This is a genomic window from Lysinibacillus sp. NPDC047702, assembly GCF_050272555.1.
Taxonomy (GTDB): domain Bacteria; phylum Bacillota; class Bacilli; order Bacillales_A; family Planococcaceae; genus Lysinibacillus.
The window spans coordinates 1-20,406 of sequence record NZ_JBNNMG010000054.1; the positions used below are offsets into that span (position 1 = coordinate 1).

General features: G+C 33.4%; 19 protein-coding genes. 5 read left to right on the plus strand and 14 right to left on the minus strand.

The annotated features are described in order from the left end of the window. Positions 1-90: 90 nt before the first annotated feature. From ACQKIM_RS20610 to ACQKIM_RS20620, 3 genes are all read right to left on the minus strand, one after another. Positions 91-1,143, minus strand: coding sequence for a multicopper oxidase domain-containing protein (locus ACQKIM_RS20610; protein WP_427547632.1), 1,053 nt, complete (start codon positions 1,141-1,143; stop codon positions 91-93). 77 nt (positions 1,144-1,220) lie between these two features. Continuing rightward, a complete protein-coding gene (locus ACQKIM_RS20615) occupies positions 1,221-1,778 on the minus strand; it encodes a TVP38/TMEM64 family protein (protein WP_427547634.1) in 558 nt (185 codons plus the stop codon). A gap of 109 nt (positions 1,779-1,887) precedes the next feature. Beyond that, the gene (locus ACQKIM_RS20620; protein WP_427547636.1) at positions 1,888-4,953 is read right to left on the minus strand and encodes an ATP-binding protein; all 3,066 of its coding nucleotides are present in this window, start codon (positions 4,951-4,953) and stop codon (positions 1,888-1,890) included. A gap of 400 nt (positions 4,954-5,353) precedes the next feature. On the opposite strand from ACQKIM_RS20620, the gene ACQKIM_RS20625 reads away from it, so the two are divergent. Beyond that, complete coding sequence (locus ACQKIM_RS20625; protein WP_427547638.1) at positions 5,354-6,160, plus strand: HipA domain-containing protein; 807 nt, start codon at positions 5,354-5,356, stop codon at positions 6,158-6,160. Next, positions 6,153-6,551 carry a hypothetical protein gene (locus ACQKIM_RS20630; RefSeq protein ID WP_427547640.1) on the plus strand — a complete coding sequence of 133 codons (399 nt, stop codon included), beginning with the start codon at positions 6,153-6,155 and terminating at the stop codon, positions 6,549-6,551. The genes ACQKIM_RS20625 and ACQKIM_RS20630 overlap by 8 nt, the downstream gene beginning before the upstream one ends. A 605-nt stretch (positions 6,552-7,156) precedes the next feature. Here ACQKIM_RS20630 and ACQKIM_RS20635 read toward each other — a convergent pair. The 3 genes from ACQKIM_RS20635 to ACQKIM_RS20645 all read right to left on the minus strand — a co-directional run bounded on the left by ACQKIM_RS20635 (position 7,157) and on the right by ACQKIM_RS20645 (position 8,639). Then, positions 7,157-7,459 (minus strand): DUF1304 domain-containing protein, encoded by a 303-nt coding sequence (locus ACQKIM_RS20635; protein ID WP_427547641.1) that lies wholly within the window; start codon positions 7,457-7,459, stop codon positions 7,157-7,159. A gap of 124 nt (positions 7,460-7,583) precedes the next feature. Beyond that, the gene (locus ACQKIM_RS20640) at positions 7,584-8,207 is read right to left on the minus strand and encodes a nitroreductase family protein (RefSeq protein ID WP_427547643.1); all 624 of its coding nucleotides are present in this window, start codon (positions 8,205-8,207) and stop codon (positions 7,584-7,586) included. Between the two features lie 27 nt (positions 8,208-8,234). Beyond that, the gene (locus ACQKIM_RS20645) at positions 8,235-8,639 is read right to left on the minus strand and encodes an Ohr family peroxiredoxin (protein WP_427547645.1); all 405 of its coding nucleotides are present in this window, start codon (positions 8,637-8,639) and stop codon (positions 8,235-8,237) included. 150 nt (positions 8,640-8,789) lie between these two features. Between ACQKIM_RS20645 and ACQKIM_RS20650 the strand changes: the two genes are divergently transcribed. Further along, positions 8,790-9,227 carry a MarR family winged helix-turn-helix transcriptional regulator gene (locus ACQKIM_RS20650; protein WP_427547647.1) on the plus strand — a complete coding sequence of 146 codons (438 nt, stop codon included), beginning with the start codon at positions 8,790-8,792 and terminating at the stop codon, positions 9,225-9,227. A gap of 266 nt (positions 9,228-9,493) precedes the next feature. Here the strand turns inward: ACQKIM_RS20650 and ACQKIM_RS20655 are convergent, their stop codons facing one another. Further along, positions 9,494-10,078 carry a hypothetical protein gene (locus ACQKIM_RS20655; protein WP_427547649.1) on the minus strand — a complete coding sequence of 195 codons (585 nt, stop codon included), beginning with the start codon at positions 10,076-10,078 and terminating at the stop codon, positions 9,494-9,496. A gap of 538 nt (positions 10,079-10,616) precedes the next feature. Here ACQKIM_RS20655 and ACQKIM_RS20660 point away from each other — a divergent pair. Further along, the gene (locus tag ACQKIM_RS20660) at positions 10,617-11,138 is read left to right on the plus strand and encodes a YwhD family protein (RefSeq protein ID WP_427547651.1); all 522 of its coding nucleotides are present in this window, start codon (positions 10,617-10,619) and stop codon (positions 11,136-11,138) included. Continuing rightward, a complete protein-coding gene (locus tag ACQKIM_RS20665; RefSeq protein WP_427547653.1) occupies positions 11,138-11,374 on the plus strand; it encodes a DUF362 domain-containing protein in 237 nt (78 codons plus the stop codon). Before ACQKIM_RS20660 ends, ACQKIM_RS20665 begins: the two co-directional genes overlap by 1 nt. A 300-nt stretch (positions 11,375-11,674) precedes the next feature. Here the strand turns inward: ACQKIM_RS20665 and ACQKIM_RS20670 are convergent, their stop codons facing one another. The 7 genes from ACQKIM_RS20670 to ACQKIM_RS20700 all read right to left on the minus strand — a co-directional run bounded on the left by ACQKIM_RS20670 (position 11,675) and on the right by ACQKIM_RS20700 (position 20,094). Further along, positions 11,675-12,730 (minus strand): Cfr family 23S rRNA (adenine(2503)-C(8))-methyltransferase, encoded by a 1,056-nt coding sequence (locus ACQKIM_RS20670; protein WP_427547655.1) that lies wholly within the window; start codon positions 12,728-12,730, stop codon positions 11,675-11,677. A gap of 153 nt (positions 12,731-12,883) precedes the next feature. After that, complete coding sequence (locus ACQKIM_RS20675; protein ID WP_427547657.1) at positions 12,884-13,045, minus strand: hypothetical protein; 162 nt, start codon at positions 13,043-13,045, stop codon at positions 12,884-12,886. Positions 13,046-13,300: 255 nt separating this feature from the next. Then, positions 13,301-14,359, minus strand: a complete 1,059-nt coding sequence (locus ACQKIM_RS20680) for an NAD(P)/FAD-dependent oxidoreductase (protein ID WP_427547659.1) — start codon at positions 14,357-14,359, stop codon at positions 13,301-13,303. A 161-nt stretch (positions 14,360-14,520) separates the two neighbouring features. Further along, a complete protein-coding gene (locus ACQKIM_RS20685; protein ID WP_427547694.1) occupies positions 14,521-15,441 on the minus strand; it encodes an alpha/beta fold hydrolase in 921 nt (306 codons plus the stop codon). 1,395 nt (positions 15,442-16,836) lie between these two features. Continuing rightward, positions 16,837-17,283, minus strand: a complete 447-nt coding sequence (locus ACQKIM_RS20690; protein ID WP_427547661.1) for a GNAT family N-acetyltransferase — start codon at positions 17,281-17,283, stop codon at positions 16,837-16,839. A 611-nt stretch (positions 17,284-17,894) separates the two neighbouring features. Then, positions 17,895-18,404: a YfiT family bacillithiol transferase gene (locus ACQKIM_RS20695; RefSeq protein ID WP_427547663.1), complete on the minus strand. Its 510-nt coding sequence runs from the start codon at positions 18,402-18,404 to the stop codon at positions 17,895-17,897. A 169-nt stretch (positions 18,405-18,573) separates the two neighbouring features. After that, complete coding sequence (locus tag ACQKIM_RS20700) at positions 18,574-20,094, minus strand: succinate CoA transferase (protein WP_427547665.1); 1,521 nt, start codon at positions 20,092-20,094, stop codon at positions 18,574-18,576. Positions 20,095-20,406: the final 312 nt, after the last annotated feature.

Here is a 20,406-nt window from a genome sequence, read left to right on the forward strand (position 1 = left end):
GTTTTGTCATCTTAGACACTCCTAGTAAATTGTTAAGATTATTATACTTTATAAACTCCCAATTCACTGTGTCCATAATTTAGACTAACATCATTCTTCATTTACTAAAGCCATTTCACTTTTAGCATCAAATTTTGAAAAGTCCACAATAATTTCTGCTCTCTCACCTGGTGATAATGTAATTTCACTCATAGAAATAGGTTTATTTAAAAAACCACCATCAGTAGCTATTTGTTGAAACTTATCTCCCGTATTTAATTTAAATGTATAATTCCGTGCATTCGATCCGTTCAATAAACGAAGTCTCACTTTTTCTTTTCCAACTGTAAGTTTTGGATTTAATGTACCATTAATTAATAATGTGTCTCCAATAGTACCGTCCTCATTAAGAACGGATTGGTAGTCAAATTGCTTTTCCTCAGTAAACTGTCTATCTTGAAATATTAAAGGAAAATCATTTTCTCCATATTCATTTGGTAATCCCAGTTTTTCAGAATTCTCATCTTCAATATAGATTAAACCAGCTAAACCTTTGTACACTTGTTCAGCTGTAGCACCCTCTGGATGTGGATGGAACCATAATGTTGATGCTTCCTGACTTACTGTAAATTTAACATCTTTTAATGCGCCTGGTTCCAGTATTTGATGTGGACCCCCATCGCCTTCACCTGGAATTTCTACGCCATGCCAATGGAATGTTGTTTGTTCAGATAAATCATTTTTAGTTCTAAATGTTACAGTTTCTCCTTCTTTCAAACGGATAATTGGTCCTAAGAAAGCACCATTATATCCATATGTTTCAGTATCGATGCCATTAAAGATTTCCGTCGTTCCTTGCTGTGCAGTAATATGAACGATTCCATCCTTAGGTTCAACGAATGGTGGCAGCGCTACTTCATTTTCTCCAGTAGAATTATTTAACGATAATGGATTTGTATGACTTGCATGGCTGTTCTCCATATCTGCCATTTCCTCCTGAGTCATGCTGGAATGATCCATCCCCTCCATGTTCGACATTTCTTTCTGACCCATATTGGAATGATCCATGGTATTGCCTTCATTAGCTCCTGAATTACTTGTACTACATCCGCCAATAATAACAGTTCCAAGTAGTAATGAAGTAATCAAAATTTTAGAATTCATTATGTTTCCCCCTTTATTTTCATCACAATGGAACTGTAACAAAAAAATATGGAGAATCTATGGATAATAAAAATAAATCATCTATCTTTTGTCTTTTTTCCTCTTACTCTCCCAGTCCAAATTGATATAATAACGAAGGTTACTATAATTACAATTTTCCATTTTAGATCTACGTGCATAAAACCAAAGACTGCACCAGCTTCTAGAATAAGTGAAGGTATTTTCCCTAAAGTACTAGCGATTGCAAATAAAGTAAGAGAGACCTTGGAAAAAGCACTCCCTAATGTTATAGCACCAGAAGGAATAAAAGGAAGAATTCTCAAACTTAAAATAACCCAAAAAGCCTTATATCCTTCAAGATGCTTTAGCTTTAACATTACTGGGTGTTGGAAATCCTTTAATCTCCATTTTTTTAAACCCCTTCTATATAAAATAAAGCTAATTAATGCACCTAATCCCTCACCTATAATTGAAACGATTAATCCATGATAAAGTCCAAAAAACGAAAGGTTTGCTGCTGTAATAAAAACACTCGGTAAAACACCGATAATACTAATAAGAATATTAACAAATAAGCTAATAAATATTGCAAAAAAACCTGTATGTTCAAATATTTGAAGGGTTGTTTCTTTCATATACTCTCTCCTCGATAAGTTAGTCTGGCTAAGTAGAGAGTTTTATTTTTAACTCTAATTTCTAGGGTGCAAATTAATCAAACAAAACTTATCAATCATCAATAGATTGCTAGAAAAGATTTGGTAACCCTTTAGGAATGCAAAATGAAACGATTGTGCCTTTATTTAATTGACTTTCAATCTGAATTCCTTCTCCGAAAATTCGTTTAAGACGATGGTTCGTATTGGCTATGCCGATACCTTGTTCATGCTTGTTTGTCCTTAAAAGAATTGCCTCAACTTGACTAGCTGTCATACCAACCCCATTATCCTCTACAGAAACAACATGATAATTTTTGTGGTTTTTTATCGAAATGACAATGATTCCACCTTCTGTTTTTTTAAGAATGCCATGATTTAGAGCATTTTCGACAATTGTTTGAATAGCAAGAGGCGGTATGAGAATCCCCTTTAGCTCATCTAAATCCCAAGAAACTTCGAGGCGATTGCCAAATCTTTCACTTTCTATAAACAAGTAGGAACGAACTAGATCAAGTTCTTCTTCTATCGGAATTAAGTTTTTTATGTTGTCTGTACTAAAACTCTTTTGTAAATAATTACCGAATTCAATTAATAAATCCGTCATCCTGGTAGGATTTACTTCACCTAACGAAGAGATTGTATTTAACGTATTAAAAAGAAAATGTGGCTTTATTTGAGCTTGTAAATATGCCGCTTCTAGACGTAATTGCTCTTTAACTGCTTGATTTTGTGCAAGCAGCGATTGGACACGTGCCTTTAGTTCGAGCGCATTTGCTGGCTTTGAAACATAATCGTTTGCTCCTGCAAGAAATCCCATGTAAACATCTATTGGTTGGGTTCTAGCAGTCAGCAGCAAAACGGGAAGCTCTACTATTGTAAAGCGCTTGCGGATTTCCTTACATAATTCATAGCCTGACATTTTTGGCATCATAACATCAGAAATGATAATATCCCAATTTCCCAATTCAATCATTTTCAACGCTTCTGCTCCACTTGTGACAGTATAAATATTATATAGCTCTTCCAGTATACTACTAATAACTTTTAAGTTAATCGGATCATCATCAACAATAAGTATGTTACTGCTTGGCATTGCCCTTTGTTCATCATCAATTAATTGCTTCTCTGTGATATCAGGAGAATTTATAGGAAGCAAAGAGAAATCTGTTGCTGAAACTTCCTCTTCTATAGATACATTTGTATCGATTGCTAATGGTAACGTGAAAGACAATGTTGTCCCCTCGTTTTCTACTGATTGTACTGTAATTGTGCCCCCATGGAGTTCAATTAACTGCTTGGCTATATTTAAACCAAGTCCAATTCCAGTTGTAGTAATCTTTTCAAAACGCTCATAACGAAGGAAAATACGCTTGATGTCATCCTCACTCATTCCTATGCCGGTATCACTAATCAATATAGTTGCTACCTTATCATCATGAATGGCATTAATCGTAACACTTCCTGCATCAGTGAATTTGACAGCATTATGAAGTAAATTAAAAAGAATTTGGACAAGTCTGCTCTCATCCGCATATACAGGAGGGAAAAATGCTGAAATTTCTGAGATGATCTCCAACTTTTTTGTGTTTTTTATAAATTGAATCATATCAATAACCCCAGCTGTAACACTATATATGTTGAGCCTTTTTTGATTTAGCTGAATCTGTCCTTCTTCTAATTGATTGATATCTAATAAATCATTCAATGTAAATGCCATTCGATTGCCAATTTGTAATAACAACTCAAGATTTTTTTTACTTTTTTTTGTTAATTGCGATGATTCACTTTCAAGAAGCGTTTGTGTAATGTTTAGTATACCGTGTAATGGATTACGAAGTTCATGGGATGTATTCGCAAGAAATATATCTTTCTGAACGTCCAACTTTACTAGTTTTTCGTACTGCTCATTATTTAATCGAATAACATTTATATGCCGCCTTATCAGTAGAAGAGCAATAACAATTATTGAAATGAAATAATCAAATGGGTAATAGGGTATATTCACTACAAGAGTTTTAATAGCAGTTCCCCATATACTATTTGATATAAAGCAAATTAAATAAAAGAGTATAAAAATACCATCAATATTCCCTTTTATAATAGCTGAAATAGTAGGCACAATAAGCTGAGTGACAATAAAAATTCCGTAAATGATTACAAGCAATTTCATAGGTGTGTAGTGCAAAGCTGATGTTATCAATAGCGTCAGAGATATGGGGATGAATAATACATATAATACATTTGATACTGTAGACTTAATTTTATAAAGTTCATTAATAAATTTTAATGTTAAGAGTAGTAATCCGATCAGTAACACTATCAGTAATTTAATGTAAAGTCCATTCTTTATTGGAAGATTTAACAGCACATTATCGTCTATTAAAATAATAAATCCATTAAGAATGAGTAAAAAACTAAAATACAATAATTCCTTTTCATATTGCCCTCTTCCAAGGAAAAATATAGATAGTGCATAGAAACCATGTAGAAAAAAAATGACACTAACTAGCAATTGCAATGATTCTGAAAAATTAGCTCCCTTAGTAATTGCAGATTGGAGCCCAAAATGAACCGAATCTTTCAAACCTCCCGAATTAAAACTATCATAATTGGATACTTGAATAATTAAGTCAATTTCTTTTGCTTCAGAGGAAAAGATGACCGTCATGGGTCCTTGTTTTTTTATTTTCTCTATGGGGTATTTATTAGCAAGATTTTCACTATTCACCAATTTACCGTTCACATAAATACTTGCAAACGACCCGAATCCTTCTAATTTAATACCATAAATTGTTTCTTCCTGATTGGGAAGCAAAATTTTAAGCCTATAGGAGCCATAACCTATAGAGGAACCCTCTAGCGGCTCCATTTTCTCTTTCCAATTCCCGGGAACTTGTATGTACTGCTGTTCATTATTTACGCTAGAATCGTCAATAATAAACTTTGAAGGATAAAATAGCCATTCACCATTTAAAAAAATAACCTTATCTTCATTTAACGTAACATGACGTAAATCAACAACTCCCTTTTCTGCAGTTTGATTTGTAGGAGCATTAAAATAAAGAAACCATCCAAAGCGCAATGAAAGTAAGCTAAAAATAAAACTTATAATAATCAGTATTTTTTTTGATTTCGTAAATTTATTTGCTATCAAAATTTTTAACCTTTCTATTAAATAGATGTAAGAAGCCTTAGCTCTCTTTAGTGTAAGTGTTTCTAATGTATTATTCTTACTACTCTTACTATTTTCATCCTCTTACTACAATTTAACTATTTTTGATCTGCTTGTCACTAACAACTTTCTGCCCGGTCCTAAATCAAATACTGATAGTAAATATTGTTTGTATACTTTCATTACAAGCATACTATAATCAGAAGGCAATAAAATTCGAATATATTGCAAATAAAAAGAAGACTGGTGGATATCCTAAAATAACAGTCTTCTAACATTCCTTACTTTAGTATTTTCAATATTGGATGGACAACTTTTCGTGCGTTAAATGATAATAACACTATATAATAGAAGAAACTCATACTAAATAGGACGTGATGATATGAAAACAATTCATATTCCTACCGATGCTGAACGCATTATTAGTACTTCTAGTAAAGGCGATCAATCGAAATGGCGTATCGGCAACATGTGGGTCAAACAAAATGCACGAGGATATGAAGGACAAGCAGAAGTACTCGCTTCACTCGTGCTTAAATGCTCAACGCTTGATTGTTCAAACTATGTTGTCTATCAGCTATGTACTATTCAGTTAACTGACGGCGAGCAATTTGATGGCTGCTATTCACCGGACTTTCGTGGTACAAAACAGGAAGTGACACTTGAGCGCCTGTTTGAAGCAAATTTCAGCTCGACTGACCCGATTACAAATAACAACACACTTTCCACTACAGAAAAATACGAGCAATTAATGGCGCTAGTCAAGCAGTTTACAGGTCTTGATGTACGCCAACAGATTGCACAACTTTTCGCTTTCGATGCCCTCATTCTTAATGAAGACCGGCATACAAACAACATTTTATTCTTATACGATCCACAAGAAAAAACGTGGGAGCTAGCACCGATTTTCGATAACGGGCTTAGCCTGCTATCGGATGAAAAAGACTATCCACCTGGCAAACCATTAACGATTTTAAAGCGAAAAGTAAAGGCAAAACCACTGAATTCATCTTTTGCAAGGCAACTTACCCTATACGAGGGACCACCATTTATCAATAAAGATAAATTAATAGCTGCAATCGAACAATCACCGTATGATTTCGGTCGTGCAAGGGACGTATTACTCTCACAGTTTCGTGATCCCGAATTGAAACATTTATTCATCGAAGGGAGTGAATCAAATGATTGATTACATGACATTTGATGTGATGTGGATGGATGACATTATTGCTCATGTTGAGTTAAAACCGGCTAATGGTGGCACACCTTATGTGATTAATTATATTGATGATTTTAACAAGCAATTTTCACCGAATATGGAGGGACATATTTCCTTAGAAGAACTAGAACGTTGGCTAAAATGGCGAACCTTCCCCCCTACTCGGGTCAATGCCAAAGAATTACTGGCTTCATTGGATATGCAAGCCTATAATCGTTGGGGCATCGTGCGTAAAACTCATGGTGTCATGGCAGATGACGAAATTTGGCTACGTTTTAAAGGTGAAACCCTCACACATCGGGATGTCTGCTTACGCAAAGAACTATACTATCCTGAGGAATCAAATTTTTTAGAGTTTTAATAAGTTAAACCATTTAAATGTAATAACCACCTATCGCATAATTTGATAGGTGGTTATAAATCATTTTAAATTGATCAAACTAGTAAAGTGTTTTTCAACCGAGAAACGATTCCTTCAAGTTTACCTTCATAGTAACTAGAATAATCTTGGGGAAGTTTATTACCAACAACCGGAATATCCATCTCCAAGAAATCAACAATTGTCTGACCAATTTATTTAAACCACTCGTTTTGGGTCTGAATGTATTTCAACTTATTCACCTGTAATCGTTGTATATTGAACTGTTTTCTCACTTTCCTCTGCTTGCACATCAGATTGAGCTGTTTTCTCATTATCCTTTACCTGCAAATTCAGATCCGTTGCTATTAGAATTGCATGCCGATAATATCAACAACTACAGATTATGGAGAATTTGAATTGAATAAAGGCCATTCTAAATATCCGTAAAAAGAATCCGTTTTTAAAAAAGGTTTTGATGAAGTGATAAACCTTCATGTATAGTTTAAAAAGGAAACTTGAAAAATCAAGATTTCCTTTTTGCGATTTAACAAATTATACTGTGGTTGATTCGGTCTTTTTTTATGCATTCAAAAACTCATTACCTCTTAGAAAAACAAAGTTATGATTGCTAAAATAGCTGGACCACCTTGTTTTAATATAATCGACTTCGAGCTTGTTAAGCCTCCATAAATTGCGACAATTATAACAAAGATTAAAAAAATGGCTACAATTTCAGATTTTTGATGAGAAAAAAATAAACCATACAATAAGGCGATTGCAATAAGTCCATTATATACGCCTTGATTTTTGAAAAGAACTTGGACATTATGATTCTCTAATGTATTCTCAGACATATTAAATGTTTTTGCTGTTCTTTTTGATGTAGTTACAAACGTTTCTAAATACATAATATAAAGATGCTCAACTGCCAATTAAGCTTAAAATAAAAGTTAATGAAGACATCCGACTCACCCCTTAAAAAGTTTAAAAAGGCAATGTCCGCAAATGCATTTTGGGACATTGCCTAAAAATTTATTTATTGAACCTTACAATGCGATCAATTGAAAGACGTGAAGAACCATAAGCAGGTGCTGCTGCTTCACCGATTGCTAATAATAATATAGGTATTTCATTTGCAGGCAATTCCATGTATTCAGCAAATTTAGTTTTATCAAACCCACCCATCGGAACTGTATCATAACCCATTTCTTTCGCCAATAACATTATTTGCATAGACACTAAGCCAGCATCAAAATGTACTATGTTTTCTAATACTTTTGTCGAAGCTGAACCGTACATTGCTAATGCGTCTTGTGCAAGCTTTTTTGCAATTTCTTCTGGCATATAGCCTAATTCCGCATTTTTTTCATAAATCTCCTCAGCATTTAAATACATTTCAATATCTCCAATGACAGCGATAATGGCAGAGGCTGTTTCAATTTGCTCTTGATTAAATGAAAAGAAATTAATATTCTTTTGAATTTCCTTATCATCAATGACGATAAATCGCCATGGTTGCATATTACTCGAAGAAGGAGCTGTAATAGCATCTTGTAGTAGCTGCACTATTGTTTCACGAGATATTTTAGTTTTAGCATTATATTTACGAACCGATTTACGCTCCTGCATAATCTGTTTTACTGGTGTAGATGACATGTAATCTCCCTCTTTTTCGAAAAAAATTTAAACTGCTTTAATAGTTACATTGATATTTCCCATTGTTGCTTTTGAATATGGACAAACAGTATGAGTTAATTCTAATAATTCCTGTGATTCTTCCAATGCTAATCCTTCAATATGTCCTTCGATAACAACAGCAAGCACATAGTCAAAAGCAGCTTGCTCCATTAATTTAACTGTTACTTTAATCGTTGATGAGTTTTTAAGTTTTTTCTGGCGTTTAATTAAATCTAATGCACTATTAAAGCAGGCACTATAACCTGCAGCAAATAATTGTTCTGGGTTTGTAACATTATCTAATTTTGAGCCAGGTGGTGCAATTTTTAAAGATAGTGATTGATCCTCTGCATATGATGTGCCACTACGCCCACCATTATTAATCATTGTAGTTGAGTATAATTCTTTCATAATTGAAAACCTCTTATCTATATTAGTATTTTAAATTGTACACAATTTAATTTTTACAAATTGAATTGTACACAATTTAATTGTGTTTGACAAGCAGGAACTTTATTTTTAATATAAATGTAAGTAGAAGAACTTTAAGAGGGGATTTTTATGCCTAATCATTTAGATAATCAACTATGCTTTCTTTTGTATGCGACATCGAAAGAAATCATTCGACAATACACATTATTATTGAAGCCATATGATTTAACTTATACAGGCTATATCACCTTATTAGCCTTAGAGGAAAACGAACAAATAACTGTAAAAGAATTAGGACGACGTTTATTTTTAGATTCAGGTACATTAACACCGTTACTAAAAAAATTAGAGGCAAAGGGTTACATTTGCCGTAAGCGTTCCAAGGATGACGAACGACAAATGCAAATATATTTAACAAAGGACGGAAGTAATGTTCGTAGTAACCTCCCTGAAGTGTCTCGCCAAGTAATGAAGCAATCAAATATCTCAGAGCAGCAATTTATACAACTGAAAAATGTTCTTCAAGATATCATACAAAACGACTGGAAAATAAAAGATGAAAATTAAGGCATAGCTATTTCTCAATTTTGCAATTAAAAGCTCCCCTTAGAAATAGACTGTATCAGCATTTTCTATAGGGGGGCATAATCTTCTAAAACCTTCTTGGAGATACATTTGTAATTATAGCTTAGTAAATAGTTCTAAATGGATATCTTCAAACTCTCATCAACCCATTATAGAAATTTCCTCACTATATTTCCTTCGTGCATTGACTGCTACCCGGTTGTGCTTTTCCCCGCTTCCTAAAATCCCTAAAATATGTATACCCAAATTTAAAATAAGTCATAACCATTAATTAAAAAATTGATTTTTATTTTTGTAATACATTGTTGAATCCTTTTTTCCTTTTCCTCTTCTGAGTATTTTTTAGGTATTTTCATACAAATTCCTAAATCGATCCATGTAACTTTCTTATTTTCTTTATCCCAAAAGATATGTTCAAGTTTAAAATCATAGTCATATCTATTTACATCCATCATAGCTCTTTTTGCTTTAACCAAATGACCAAGAATTATTTTTAATTCTGTAAGACAAATACCCCTTTTTAAAATCTCTGGTAAGGGCCTTCCCTTTGCTTTTTCTATAAATAAAAAATCTCTGCTCTTATATGCGAAAATCGTGGGAAAATAAGGGCTATCATTTAGATCTAATAATGCATGAATATCATTGTCGCCTTTTCCTTTAGATAACAATTTTTTCAAAATAATATCTTTCCCATTAAGATCAAATATAATAGAACGTTTTATATTGTTTTGTATTATTTTAATACTTTCATCCAATATCCTTTCATTTCCATATGAATAAATAATATTTTGACTTTCCTTCGGTAGTCCATGAAAATATTTTGTAACTTGCACTTTTATTTCTCCTTTCGTCTATAACAAAATTCGACAAAAGGAATTATTATCCTTCAATAACTACTTCTCATAACACTTATCAAACATTATGAATTCAATGCCTGTTCAAAGAATTGTTAAATAAAGTGAAGAATTTTAAAGAATATAATAAAAATGGATTTGGAATAGATTTACCAAATCCACTTTCACACAATTTCTATTGAGTAATACGTTTGAAAAACGCTTTTGTTTTTTCTAAATCAGTTATATGTTGATTACACTGTTGACTATCTATACAAATATAATTACTATGATTAGCGATTTTCAAAATAAAAGTTCAAATTACTATATTATAGTAACCCTACCATTTCAAACAATTCAGACGTAAGCCTGAAGACAAGAAATGAAAATAAGTTGTATATTTTATTTATAATTTTAAATTAAAAAGTATCAGGAGATTCAGAGTTTAGGATTATTCAAAACAAATAAAATGCTGGGAGCTAACAATTTCAATCTTATATATTAATCTAGAAATACAAATTGTGTGAAGGTGATTTCTATGAAAAATAAAATGCATTTTACTATTTTAAGTAATGATTCAACAGATGGAGATGGAGGTTACGGAGTAGGTACCCTTGATTTAAATAATGTAACACCTCTTATTATTGATTGTGAAAACGAACACGTATTTATAGACTTAGAAGCCTTACATGGGCGAAGTATAATTGAAAAAAAGGTTCGATTTTCCCCTGACTTAGCTCATGCTAGTGACAATTATAATCGTTATTGGATTGTTTGGATAGCTATTCAGATTGCTCAAAATGGACCTTTTTATGCGGGCTGTACAGCAAGTGAAGTACGTGTATCAAAAGAAGAACGCCGAATTAAACTTGGCTATAAATCCTTGCCAGAACAAGTAAATTACTTAGATAAGGCACTTAAAGGGAAATTTATCCTTAATCATGTAGATATTCATTCAAAAAAACTACTTTATCAGTTTTTATCTGGATTTAATGAAGAATACTGGAAACAGTCACCTGAAGAATTAAAACAACAACTATCTATCTGGGAGGATTTATAATGGCTTTTGTAGTTACTGAATTATGTAGGGATGAAAAAGCAGCTGTCTGTTTGGATGTCTGTCCTGTAAATTGCATTGTTATGACAGATACCCAATATGTAATTAATCCTGATATTTGTATTGATTGCGGTGCTTGTGAATTAGTTTGTCCAGTGGAGGCTATTTATTTTGAGGATGATTTGCCTACGGAATATAATTCTGCAACCCTACTAGCACTTAATCATTTCCGAAACTAAAATGGAATCTGATATGGTTATGACTAACTGTAGAATGGAATGCATATTTTTAGAAGGATTTAGTACACTAAAACACGGATTTGGAAACTACCTATCGTCCAAATCCGTTTTATTTGAATAAATTATCATTCCACCCATACGTCAGGGCTTTTTTCCTTTGTCCCCTTTCATGCTATCATTTTTGGCAATTACACCGATGGAACCTTGAACCGTGAGAGGTAGAACCTCCAAATAATCCATGTCTTTTAATAACACCTTGGATTCCTTTTCCTTAAGATATACCAGTTACATCTACTATTTTTATTGGTTATTGTTTTTTTGATAGTTTCCATACAATTGCCCGCACGCAGCATCTATATCAATGCCAAATTGACTCCTAATGGTAACGTTAATTCCCGCTGACTTTAATTCTTTATAGAAATTTACAACATGATTCTCATTTACTTCTTCAAACCTCATAGGCGAACTAACAGTTGGGTTATACCTAATGATGTTTACATGGAACAAGTTCCCTCTCTTATATCTACCTTTTAAAAGGTTTACTACTTCTTTTGCATGATTAATAGAATCATTGACTCCTGGCAATATAATATAAGCAATGTAAACTTTTCTTGAGGTCATACGTATATGCTCATCTAATGTATTCATTACATCCAATAATGGGTAGCGTTCATTAATTGGCATTAACTTGCTTCGCTGTTCATGAAAAGGAGAATGTAATGAAAACGTCAGGTTAACCTGCGGATAATTTTGAGTCATTTTTTTTATGCCAGGAATAATGCCTATAGTTGAAATAGATAGCCTACGAGGACTTAAGGCAAACAACTCAGGGCTTGTAAATACATTTAAAGCATCAAAAACTTGTACATTAGCTAATGCTTCTCCCATTCCCATAAAAGAAATACTATCAATTGAATGTCCCTTTAAGTGAAAATACAAAATTTGATCAGTAATTTCATCTGACGTTAAGTTGCGTTTTAAACCTATATCTCCAGTTGCACAAAATTTACAACCAAAATTACAACCGCACTGCGAGGATATACAAAATGACTCCCAACCAGCTTTATATTTCATATTTACCGTTTCTATTTTTTCGTCTCCTGATATTCCAAATAAGACCTTCGAAACTTGCTCAGAATGTTGTTCCTTTAAAGGAATAACATCTAAAAGAGACTCTCCAAATTCTTTAACTAAATTCTCTCTCAACGATTTAGGAAGTACATTCATTTCATTGAATTTATCTATTCTTTCTTTAAAAATGGCATTCAATATTTGTCTCATTCTAAAATTAGGATAATTATGTTCCATTAAGAAATCTTTTATTCTTATATACTTATTGCTTTGTTTTAATTGCATCTTTCTCATCCTTCCTTATGACTCTCTAGTTTTATAGGAGTAAATAGAAAGGAGTTGTCTATCCCTTAAGTTAAAAATCAACACAAAAAAGGCACCCAAAGAATTATCGGTGCCAAACTTCATACAAAAAATATGCTCAAATACATAAGGACACTAAGTCATTACTTTGTAATTTACTTGGCATAGAGGAAAAGCTCCGATAACTATTTTTATATGGTTGCATAGCATAAAAAAGGACAGACTACTCCCTTTGTCAGCTAAACCATTTCCAAGTTTTACATTTTTACCAAACAGAATTCTAAAAACAGTTAACATTGCTTGCACCTCCCTTAGTCAAATTTATTATCGAGTAATTTAACATAATATTGAGTATATGTAAAGTGCTTCTTATAAAATGTATTTATGAGCATGATAATCTCCTCAAATAAGAAGTATAATATGATCCATATTTACCAATTGGTTGTAACATTACTGCTTTAATGTCGAATTGCTTTTTGCCTTTCCCCCATGATTTATATTTGATAATTTGATTAATCATTTTATTCAACTATTATCATTTTAGAAATATCATTATTCATTTACTTTGTAAAATCGAGATAGTCTACAACCTTCTAATTCTTCCAACTGTACATTATCTACGATTTCCTTTGCAATCAATCGACTAATAACTGGAGATAACGTGATTGCAGAATGCATAACTGCTAAATAAAGTCCTTTTACCTGATCATGAAAACCGACAATGGGGTAACCGTCTTTAGGCATGGGTCTCATCCCTACTTTGATACTTTCTAACTCTAAATGTTCCCCTTCTTCCAAATCATTGCGAAGAGTTTCAAAAGCTCTTTTTCCAACCTCTTCTGGTCCGTTTTCTCCTTGGTCATCCAAATAGTCTTCAGCAGCAATTAAAGTAGTATCAGATAGCTGTCTTGCCTCAAATCTAGAATTAGAAATTAATGTGTGAACAAGCTTTTTTGGAGATGTCATTCGAATAATAATAGAAGGTGATGACTCAACAGGAACATCCAGACTAAGAGGCTTACAAAGCTCAGGTAACGCTGTACCAGTTGCCAATACAATGACGTCTGATTCTATAAAACCTTTTGAAGTATGGATGCCAACTACTTTAGCGTCCTCCTTTTTAATTTGTGTTACTTTTGTGTCGAACAATATTTTTACTCCATTTTCTTGCGCTTTCTTTAGTAAAAGATTCGTTAGAATATTAGGGTCTACCGCACCTTCTTTAAAAGCATGTAGAGCTTCCTTTGGATATTCTTTTAAATGAGGTTCTAAGTCCGATACTTGCTGACCAGTTATTTTTTCTACATAAGATTTATTGATATTTACAGGAATTCCCCATGAAAGGGAGCCATTCCAATCAACCTTTAATTCTGGAATCTCTTTTTCCAATACTTGATATTCTGCTAAGGACCCATCATACAAATGTTGAAAGTTTTCTGGAACACGCCCTGAAGGATTAATCCAAGCAAAGGAATTTGATGTTACACCACAGCCTGCTTTTGAGTGGCTCTCAACTAAAGTGACATCCTGATTCTCTTTTGATAGATTATAAGCAATAGATGAACCAACAATCCCTGCACCAACAATAATAACCTTTTGCTTTTTAGACATTGCATTCCCTCCTCGTTCTATTTGTATAATTATACTATACGTTTAATCGTTTAAACCTAGTTAACCTCTATTAACAAAGCAAGCGTAGCATGAGGATATAAGACAATCTAATTGAAACAAAACTATTACAACGATTGTGATGGAAAAACTTTTTACTACACTTATTTTATTTCATCCATATACGCCCTGAAATTTTCTACAATTTCTTTTGCTTTAGTACGATATAAATAATGATCTCCTTCAAATGTCATCACTTTCCCATGTACAGAATCTTGGATTTGTTTTTGATGCTCTGGTATCCATCTGTCAGTTACTGGATGATTCGCTTGTATAAAGAAAATAACAGGAAGATTTTTTGGGAATGATAAATTTTCAGCTGCTCTAAAATTTTCATACATAATTTCAGCTTCATTTAACTGACTGGGATTATACATATTTTTGTGTTTCAAAATTCTCATTTGTTCTTTTGTTTTATCATCATATGGTAGTACGGCGTATGGGTCATCACCTAGCTTTACTTGTAATCTAGCTAAACCCGATTTTTTTAATAGTTTTATAGTTCTTATTATTGAAGAATCAATCTTTTTCTCGCTTATCGTTGGAACACTGCTATCGAGCCCGACAAATGCACTCACCTCGTTTGGATATTTGTTCACATAATCCAGTCCGTAAAGACCTGAAATGGAGTGGCCCATTAGAATATACCGCTCAATATGACGACGCTGTAAAGCTTCATGTATTTCACTGACTATATTCTCTGTGCTTCGTTCCTTTTCAGTTAGATCACTTAATCCATAACCAAAAGGCTCAATTGCAACAACTTTGTAAAATGGAGATAATTCATCTATTAGTGGTTTAAAATCAAGTGCTGGTGCTGCTGTTCCATAACCAGGTAAAAGCACGATGGTTTCTTCACCTTCTCCCTGAATTAAGACATTCATATCCTTCCCGTCTACAGTTACAGGCTGACCATAAATATCTATTTTTCCTTGCTCGAATTTGCTACAGATAATATTAACAATAAAAACAATGACCAGAAAAAGTACTGTTGTAATAACTATAACTCCTATTGCTTTAAGCATAAAGATGAGCGGTTTACCTATCCTCATTTTCATTATCTTTTCTTTTATTTTCACTCGCCTCTTCCCCTTTTCTTATCTATTTATTAGACATTTTATATGAGCATCAAGGAATAGCTTAATGGACGAAGATATACTCTCTGTGACAACAATATGAACGGAATATGAACAAACAAAAAATGTTACGGCGTCACATGTAAGATAGTCTGCATATGACGCTGTAACATGGGGAATACGAGAATGTTTAAATAATTCGAATGGTCAACATAAATCTATTCACTTTGTTGGTGTTGTGATTGGCAAAGTAACAATGACGGTCAGCTTGCTTTCGCACACTGATGTATAATTACAAATCTAAATAAAAATATTGATTTTAGGCTAGAAAATGCAATAACCATCTATCGAGATAGATGACATGTTGTTGAAATACTATTATGTCAATGAAATCAAGGTGACAAATTAAAAAGTATAGCTCTTTTTCAAAACGAGGGGTTGATCTCCGTTCCGACTGAGTGCTTTCCTGGGGGCGTCCGATGAGCCGCTTGGGGCAACAGATGTTTTTTGCGCGAAAGCGAAGCGGCAGCAGCACGATGTTGGTCACGAAGGCGTTGTCACAGGACGTGACGATTTTAGCCTTCGTTCCCCTAATCTGCTCGCTCCAGGGTCTCATCTGTGACGCTGAATCCCCGAGGAGTCACTCAGTCTACACTCCAATCAACCGTTGCTCATCGTATTTTCTATTGGCATTTCACACAAATGTATAGTGATAAGTTTGAAGTCTTAGCCATCACTATTTTGTGCAAAAATGTAGCTTTGATAACATTTTTCAATGCGAAAGCAGAGCGGTAGCAATAAGTGGCTTTATGTAAAGCAACAAAGTGATTCTATACATAAAGTGTAGGGCAACAACTATAGAATTGCGCCATTATATCCATTTAATGAGGGTGAGTAACATACTTTTACTTTTGAAGGAAGAAAATATTTAAAGTTCTACACTATTGTTGATTGGAGTGCAAGGCTACTCGACTCCCGTGGGATAGCGAGACAGACGAGACCCTGAGGCCAACACGATGTTGGTCACGAAGGCGTTGTTGCTGTCGCTACGCTTTCGCACAGATAAATTGTCACAGGACGTGACGCACTTAGCCTTCGTTCCTCAGCGCAGGAAGCGGCTCGTCGCTCGCCCACAGGAAGCCTTGCTCTGCGCGAAAGCGAAGCGTCAGCGGCAAAGCGAGTAGCCTAGAACGGAAATCACCTTCATTTTGACTAAATATTCACAAAGAGTCCCTTGACTATTTAATTTTTCAACACTAAGCCATCTATCTCGATAGATGGCTTAATTTTATGAAATAAATAATTTAAAACTCTTGTTTATACAGTGAATATCGAGGTTGAATTTTATTTCTTATACAACATTTCAATGTGCTCTATACCATCTTCCATGTAAACTTCTGACACAGGTTCAAATCCTAAATCATTGTAAAATTTCAACAAATAGGCCTGTGCAGAAATCCTAATAGCTTTTTCTCCCATACTATCTGTCACAAAATTTATAGCATTTTGAACCAATTTCTTAGAAATGCCTTTCTTTCGATGCTCTGCTTTTGTCAGAACTCGGCCAATTGCTACTTCAGAATATGAAATATTTGGAGGTAGTATCCTTAAATAAGCTACTATTTCAGAATTATCTTCAAAAAACAGATGATAAGATACTTCATCTTTTGAATCTAAATCTTGGAATATACATTGCTGCTCGACTACAAATACTTCTGCTCTTAATTTTAAAATTTCATATAATTCTTTTGTAGTTAATTGATTAAATTCTTTTACTTGCCAATTCATCATCTTGTTTGATTCTCCTTAACAAATTAAATTTAACACTAACTAAAGAGGTCAAAAGAACCTTATTAGTATTTGCTTAATATATACCCATTTTGTTGTATTTGCAACATAAAATATTATAACTTTCTTTGTTTTTAATACCTATTCTACCTTAGACCAAAAAAACAGGTGAACACTAAATAGAGATATGGGAAAAATATCGTTGCAAAAGTTGACACAAGAAGTTACCTTGTGACAATTGAATTGCCTGAGAATCAATTTGCCTTCCAGTTTTTATCAGGATTTGGTAATAAAATTAAAATTTTAAAGCCAAAAGGTTTCATTAATAAGTATTTAAACTTTTTGGAAGAAACAGTGCGGCTTTACAAATAAAATGGTCAAGAACGACAACAAGAGAATATTGATGAGTATCAAAGTTTTTTATGCAATTCTAATCCATTCCTCAATAATTAAAACTTTAAATACCTGTATCCAGTTTGCAAAATAAATCTCATAAAACATTGGAGAGCTTTAATTAATTATACTTAAAAAGCCTCATACCCATATAAAACACAAGAAAGCTGATGATTCTTGTGAAAATCATCAGCTTTTCTCATTTTAACCCTCAAATTGTATTATTGTGATAATGCGATTTGTATGTGGGCTAAGTGATGCTCTTCGTGCCAAGCTAACTTTGCCATTTTTGTTGCAACTGTTATTTTACCGTTTGTCTGGTGAGTAAAGACTCGATCTAATTGAACTTCAGTTAAATTATTTCCTAAAAATACGATACGCTCATTTATACCTTCTAACATTTTAATAGAGGTTTCTACAGGAAGCATTGTATCCGGTTGAATCGCCCACTTTTCTTCATCAAAAGCTGGTACTATTGGGTTCTCATCTGTTAAAGCTAGCTTCAAACGTTGATACATGTTCAACTGAGAATCTGCGATATGATGAACAAGTTGACGAACTGTCCAGCCACCATCACGATAGGTTCTGTTTAATTCCTCTTCATTTAAAGAGCTCACTGTTTCTCTTAAACGAGTCGTGTAAGTTTCGATTTTCTTGAGCCATTCTTGTATATTTTCAAATGTTACTTTTTCAGGAACTTGTAGTTTGCCAATTGGGTATCTTACATCCATTTTTAATCCCCTTTTCCCTATTTATTATCCTGATGGTCATTATTCTTTTGTTTATTTATTTCACCGATAATAATAGATAAAAACTATAACACTTTAAAAATATATTGATTTAGACCATGAAGAAAAAGTGCTACATGTTACATATTGTAACGTTTTGTAGTCTCGTACATTAATTTGTTACTTCTTTCTCTTCCATTAACATTGTCCCTTTTTCTATTAGGTTTGTATGGAAAGAGAAAGCTTTATTAAGAATGTGTGGTGTATGACCACCGACTTTCTCTTTTGCTTCTTCAAAGTAAGCACGTAATTGAGATCTATACTTAGGATGTGCGATTTCGATTAGCTTTTCTGCTCTCTTCACAGGTGGAAGCCCACGAAGATCAGCATATCCCTGCTCTGTCACTATTACATCTACATCATGCTCTGTATGGTCAATATGCGATACGAAAGGAACGATCGTTGAAATCGCCCCGTCTTTTGCTAGTGAAGACGTTACAAAGATGGTAATTCTAGCGTTTCTAGCAAAGTCCCCAGATCCACCAATACCATTCATAATTTTTGTACCGTTAATGTGAGTTGAATTGACGTTTCCGTAAATATCTACTTCTATTGCAGTGTTAAAAGAAATTACGCCTAAACGACGAATGACTTCTGGATTGTTCGAAATTTCTTGAGGTCTAAACATAATTTTATCTTTATATTTCTCTAAATCTTCTGCTAATGAATCAACACGCTTTTTCGAAAGTGAGAATGCAGTACCAGCTGCAAATTTAACGATACCAGCATCAATTAAATCAAAGACACCATCTTGCAATACCTCAGAAAACACTTCAAGATCTTTAAATTGGGAATTTTTCATGCCATTTAAAACTGCATTAGCTACAGATCCTACGCCAGATTGTAATGGAGCTAATGATTCTGGCAACTTTCCTTCTGCTACTTCACTGGCTAAGAAGTCTAATAAGTGATTGGCAATTTGTTGGGTTTCTTCGTTTGGCTCGAATAATGGTGAAGGAACATCAGGTTGCTCTGATAAAACAATTCCTTTTACTTTTTCTGGATTAATTTTGATTCCACTTTCTCCAATTCGATCTGAAACTTTGTAAATTGGAATTTCTCCACGCTCACCTTGATCTTTCTGTACAAAAATATCATGAAGACCTTCGTATGCTTTAGGTGCCGTAGTATTGATTTCAATGATAACGTTTTCAGCTTTTTCCACAAAAATCGGTGAATTTCCTACAGAACCAGTTGGAATAATATAACCTTCTTCAGTAATTCCAGCTGCTTCGATAATTGCATAATCAATTTTTCCTAATGTTCCTTTTCTTACTTCTTCCGCTGTATGTGATAAATGTTGATCAATATAGTATATTTCACCTTTGTTGATTTTCCCACGCATTACAGAGTTTCCTTGGTATGGAACACGTAAGTTAATGATTTCTGCCTCAGCCATTGATTGGTCAGCAGTTGGTCCTAACGAAGCACCGGTATATAAGTTGACTTTGAAGTTTTCGTTCTTACCACGCTTAGAAAGTGCAAGTGGAAATTCTTTTGGCTCACCAAATAGTGTAAATCCACTCATCCCAAGGTTCATTCCGTCTTCAATCCAAGAAGCTGCTTCCTCAGCTGAAACAACTTTGTCCAAAAATGCTTTACTTCTAATGAATTGGCTTAAATCTTTTTGCATTAACAATCACCTCATAATAGTTTTGTATTACTTTTTTACTTTGTAAATTTTGGGGGTAAAAAATGCATATCATTATTGCCAATCAAAACTCACCTTACAATATATTCAAATGCATGAGCTTCTTGTCTATATTGTAAAAAGAACTTAACTGTTCGTCTATCACATGATTTCTATGATAATGATAGAAAAAAACTATAATATATAATTATGCAAAGAATTAATCGCTTATTAAACCTTGTATTTGTAAACTTAATTTTGGTAATCGGCAATTATGGGTATAAAAAATAGCCTCTAACAAATCAACTTTATAAT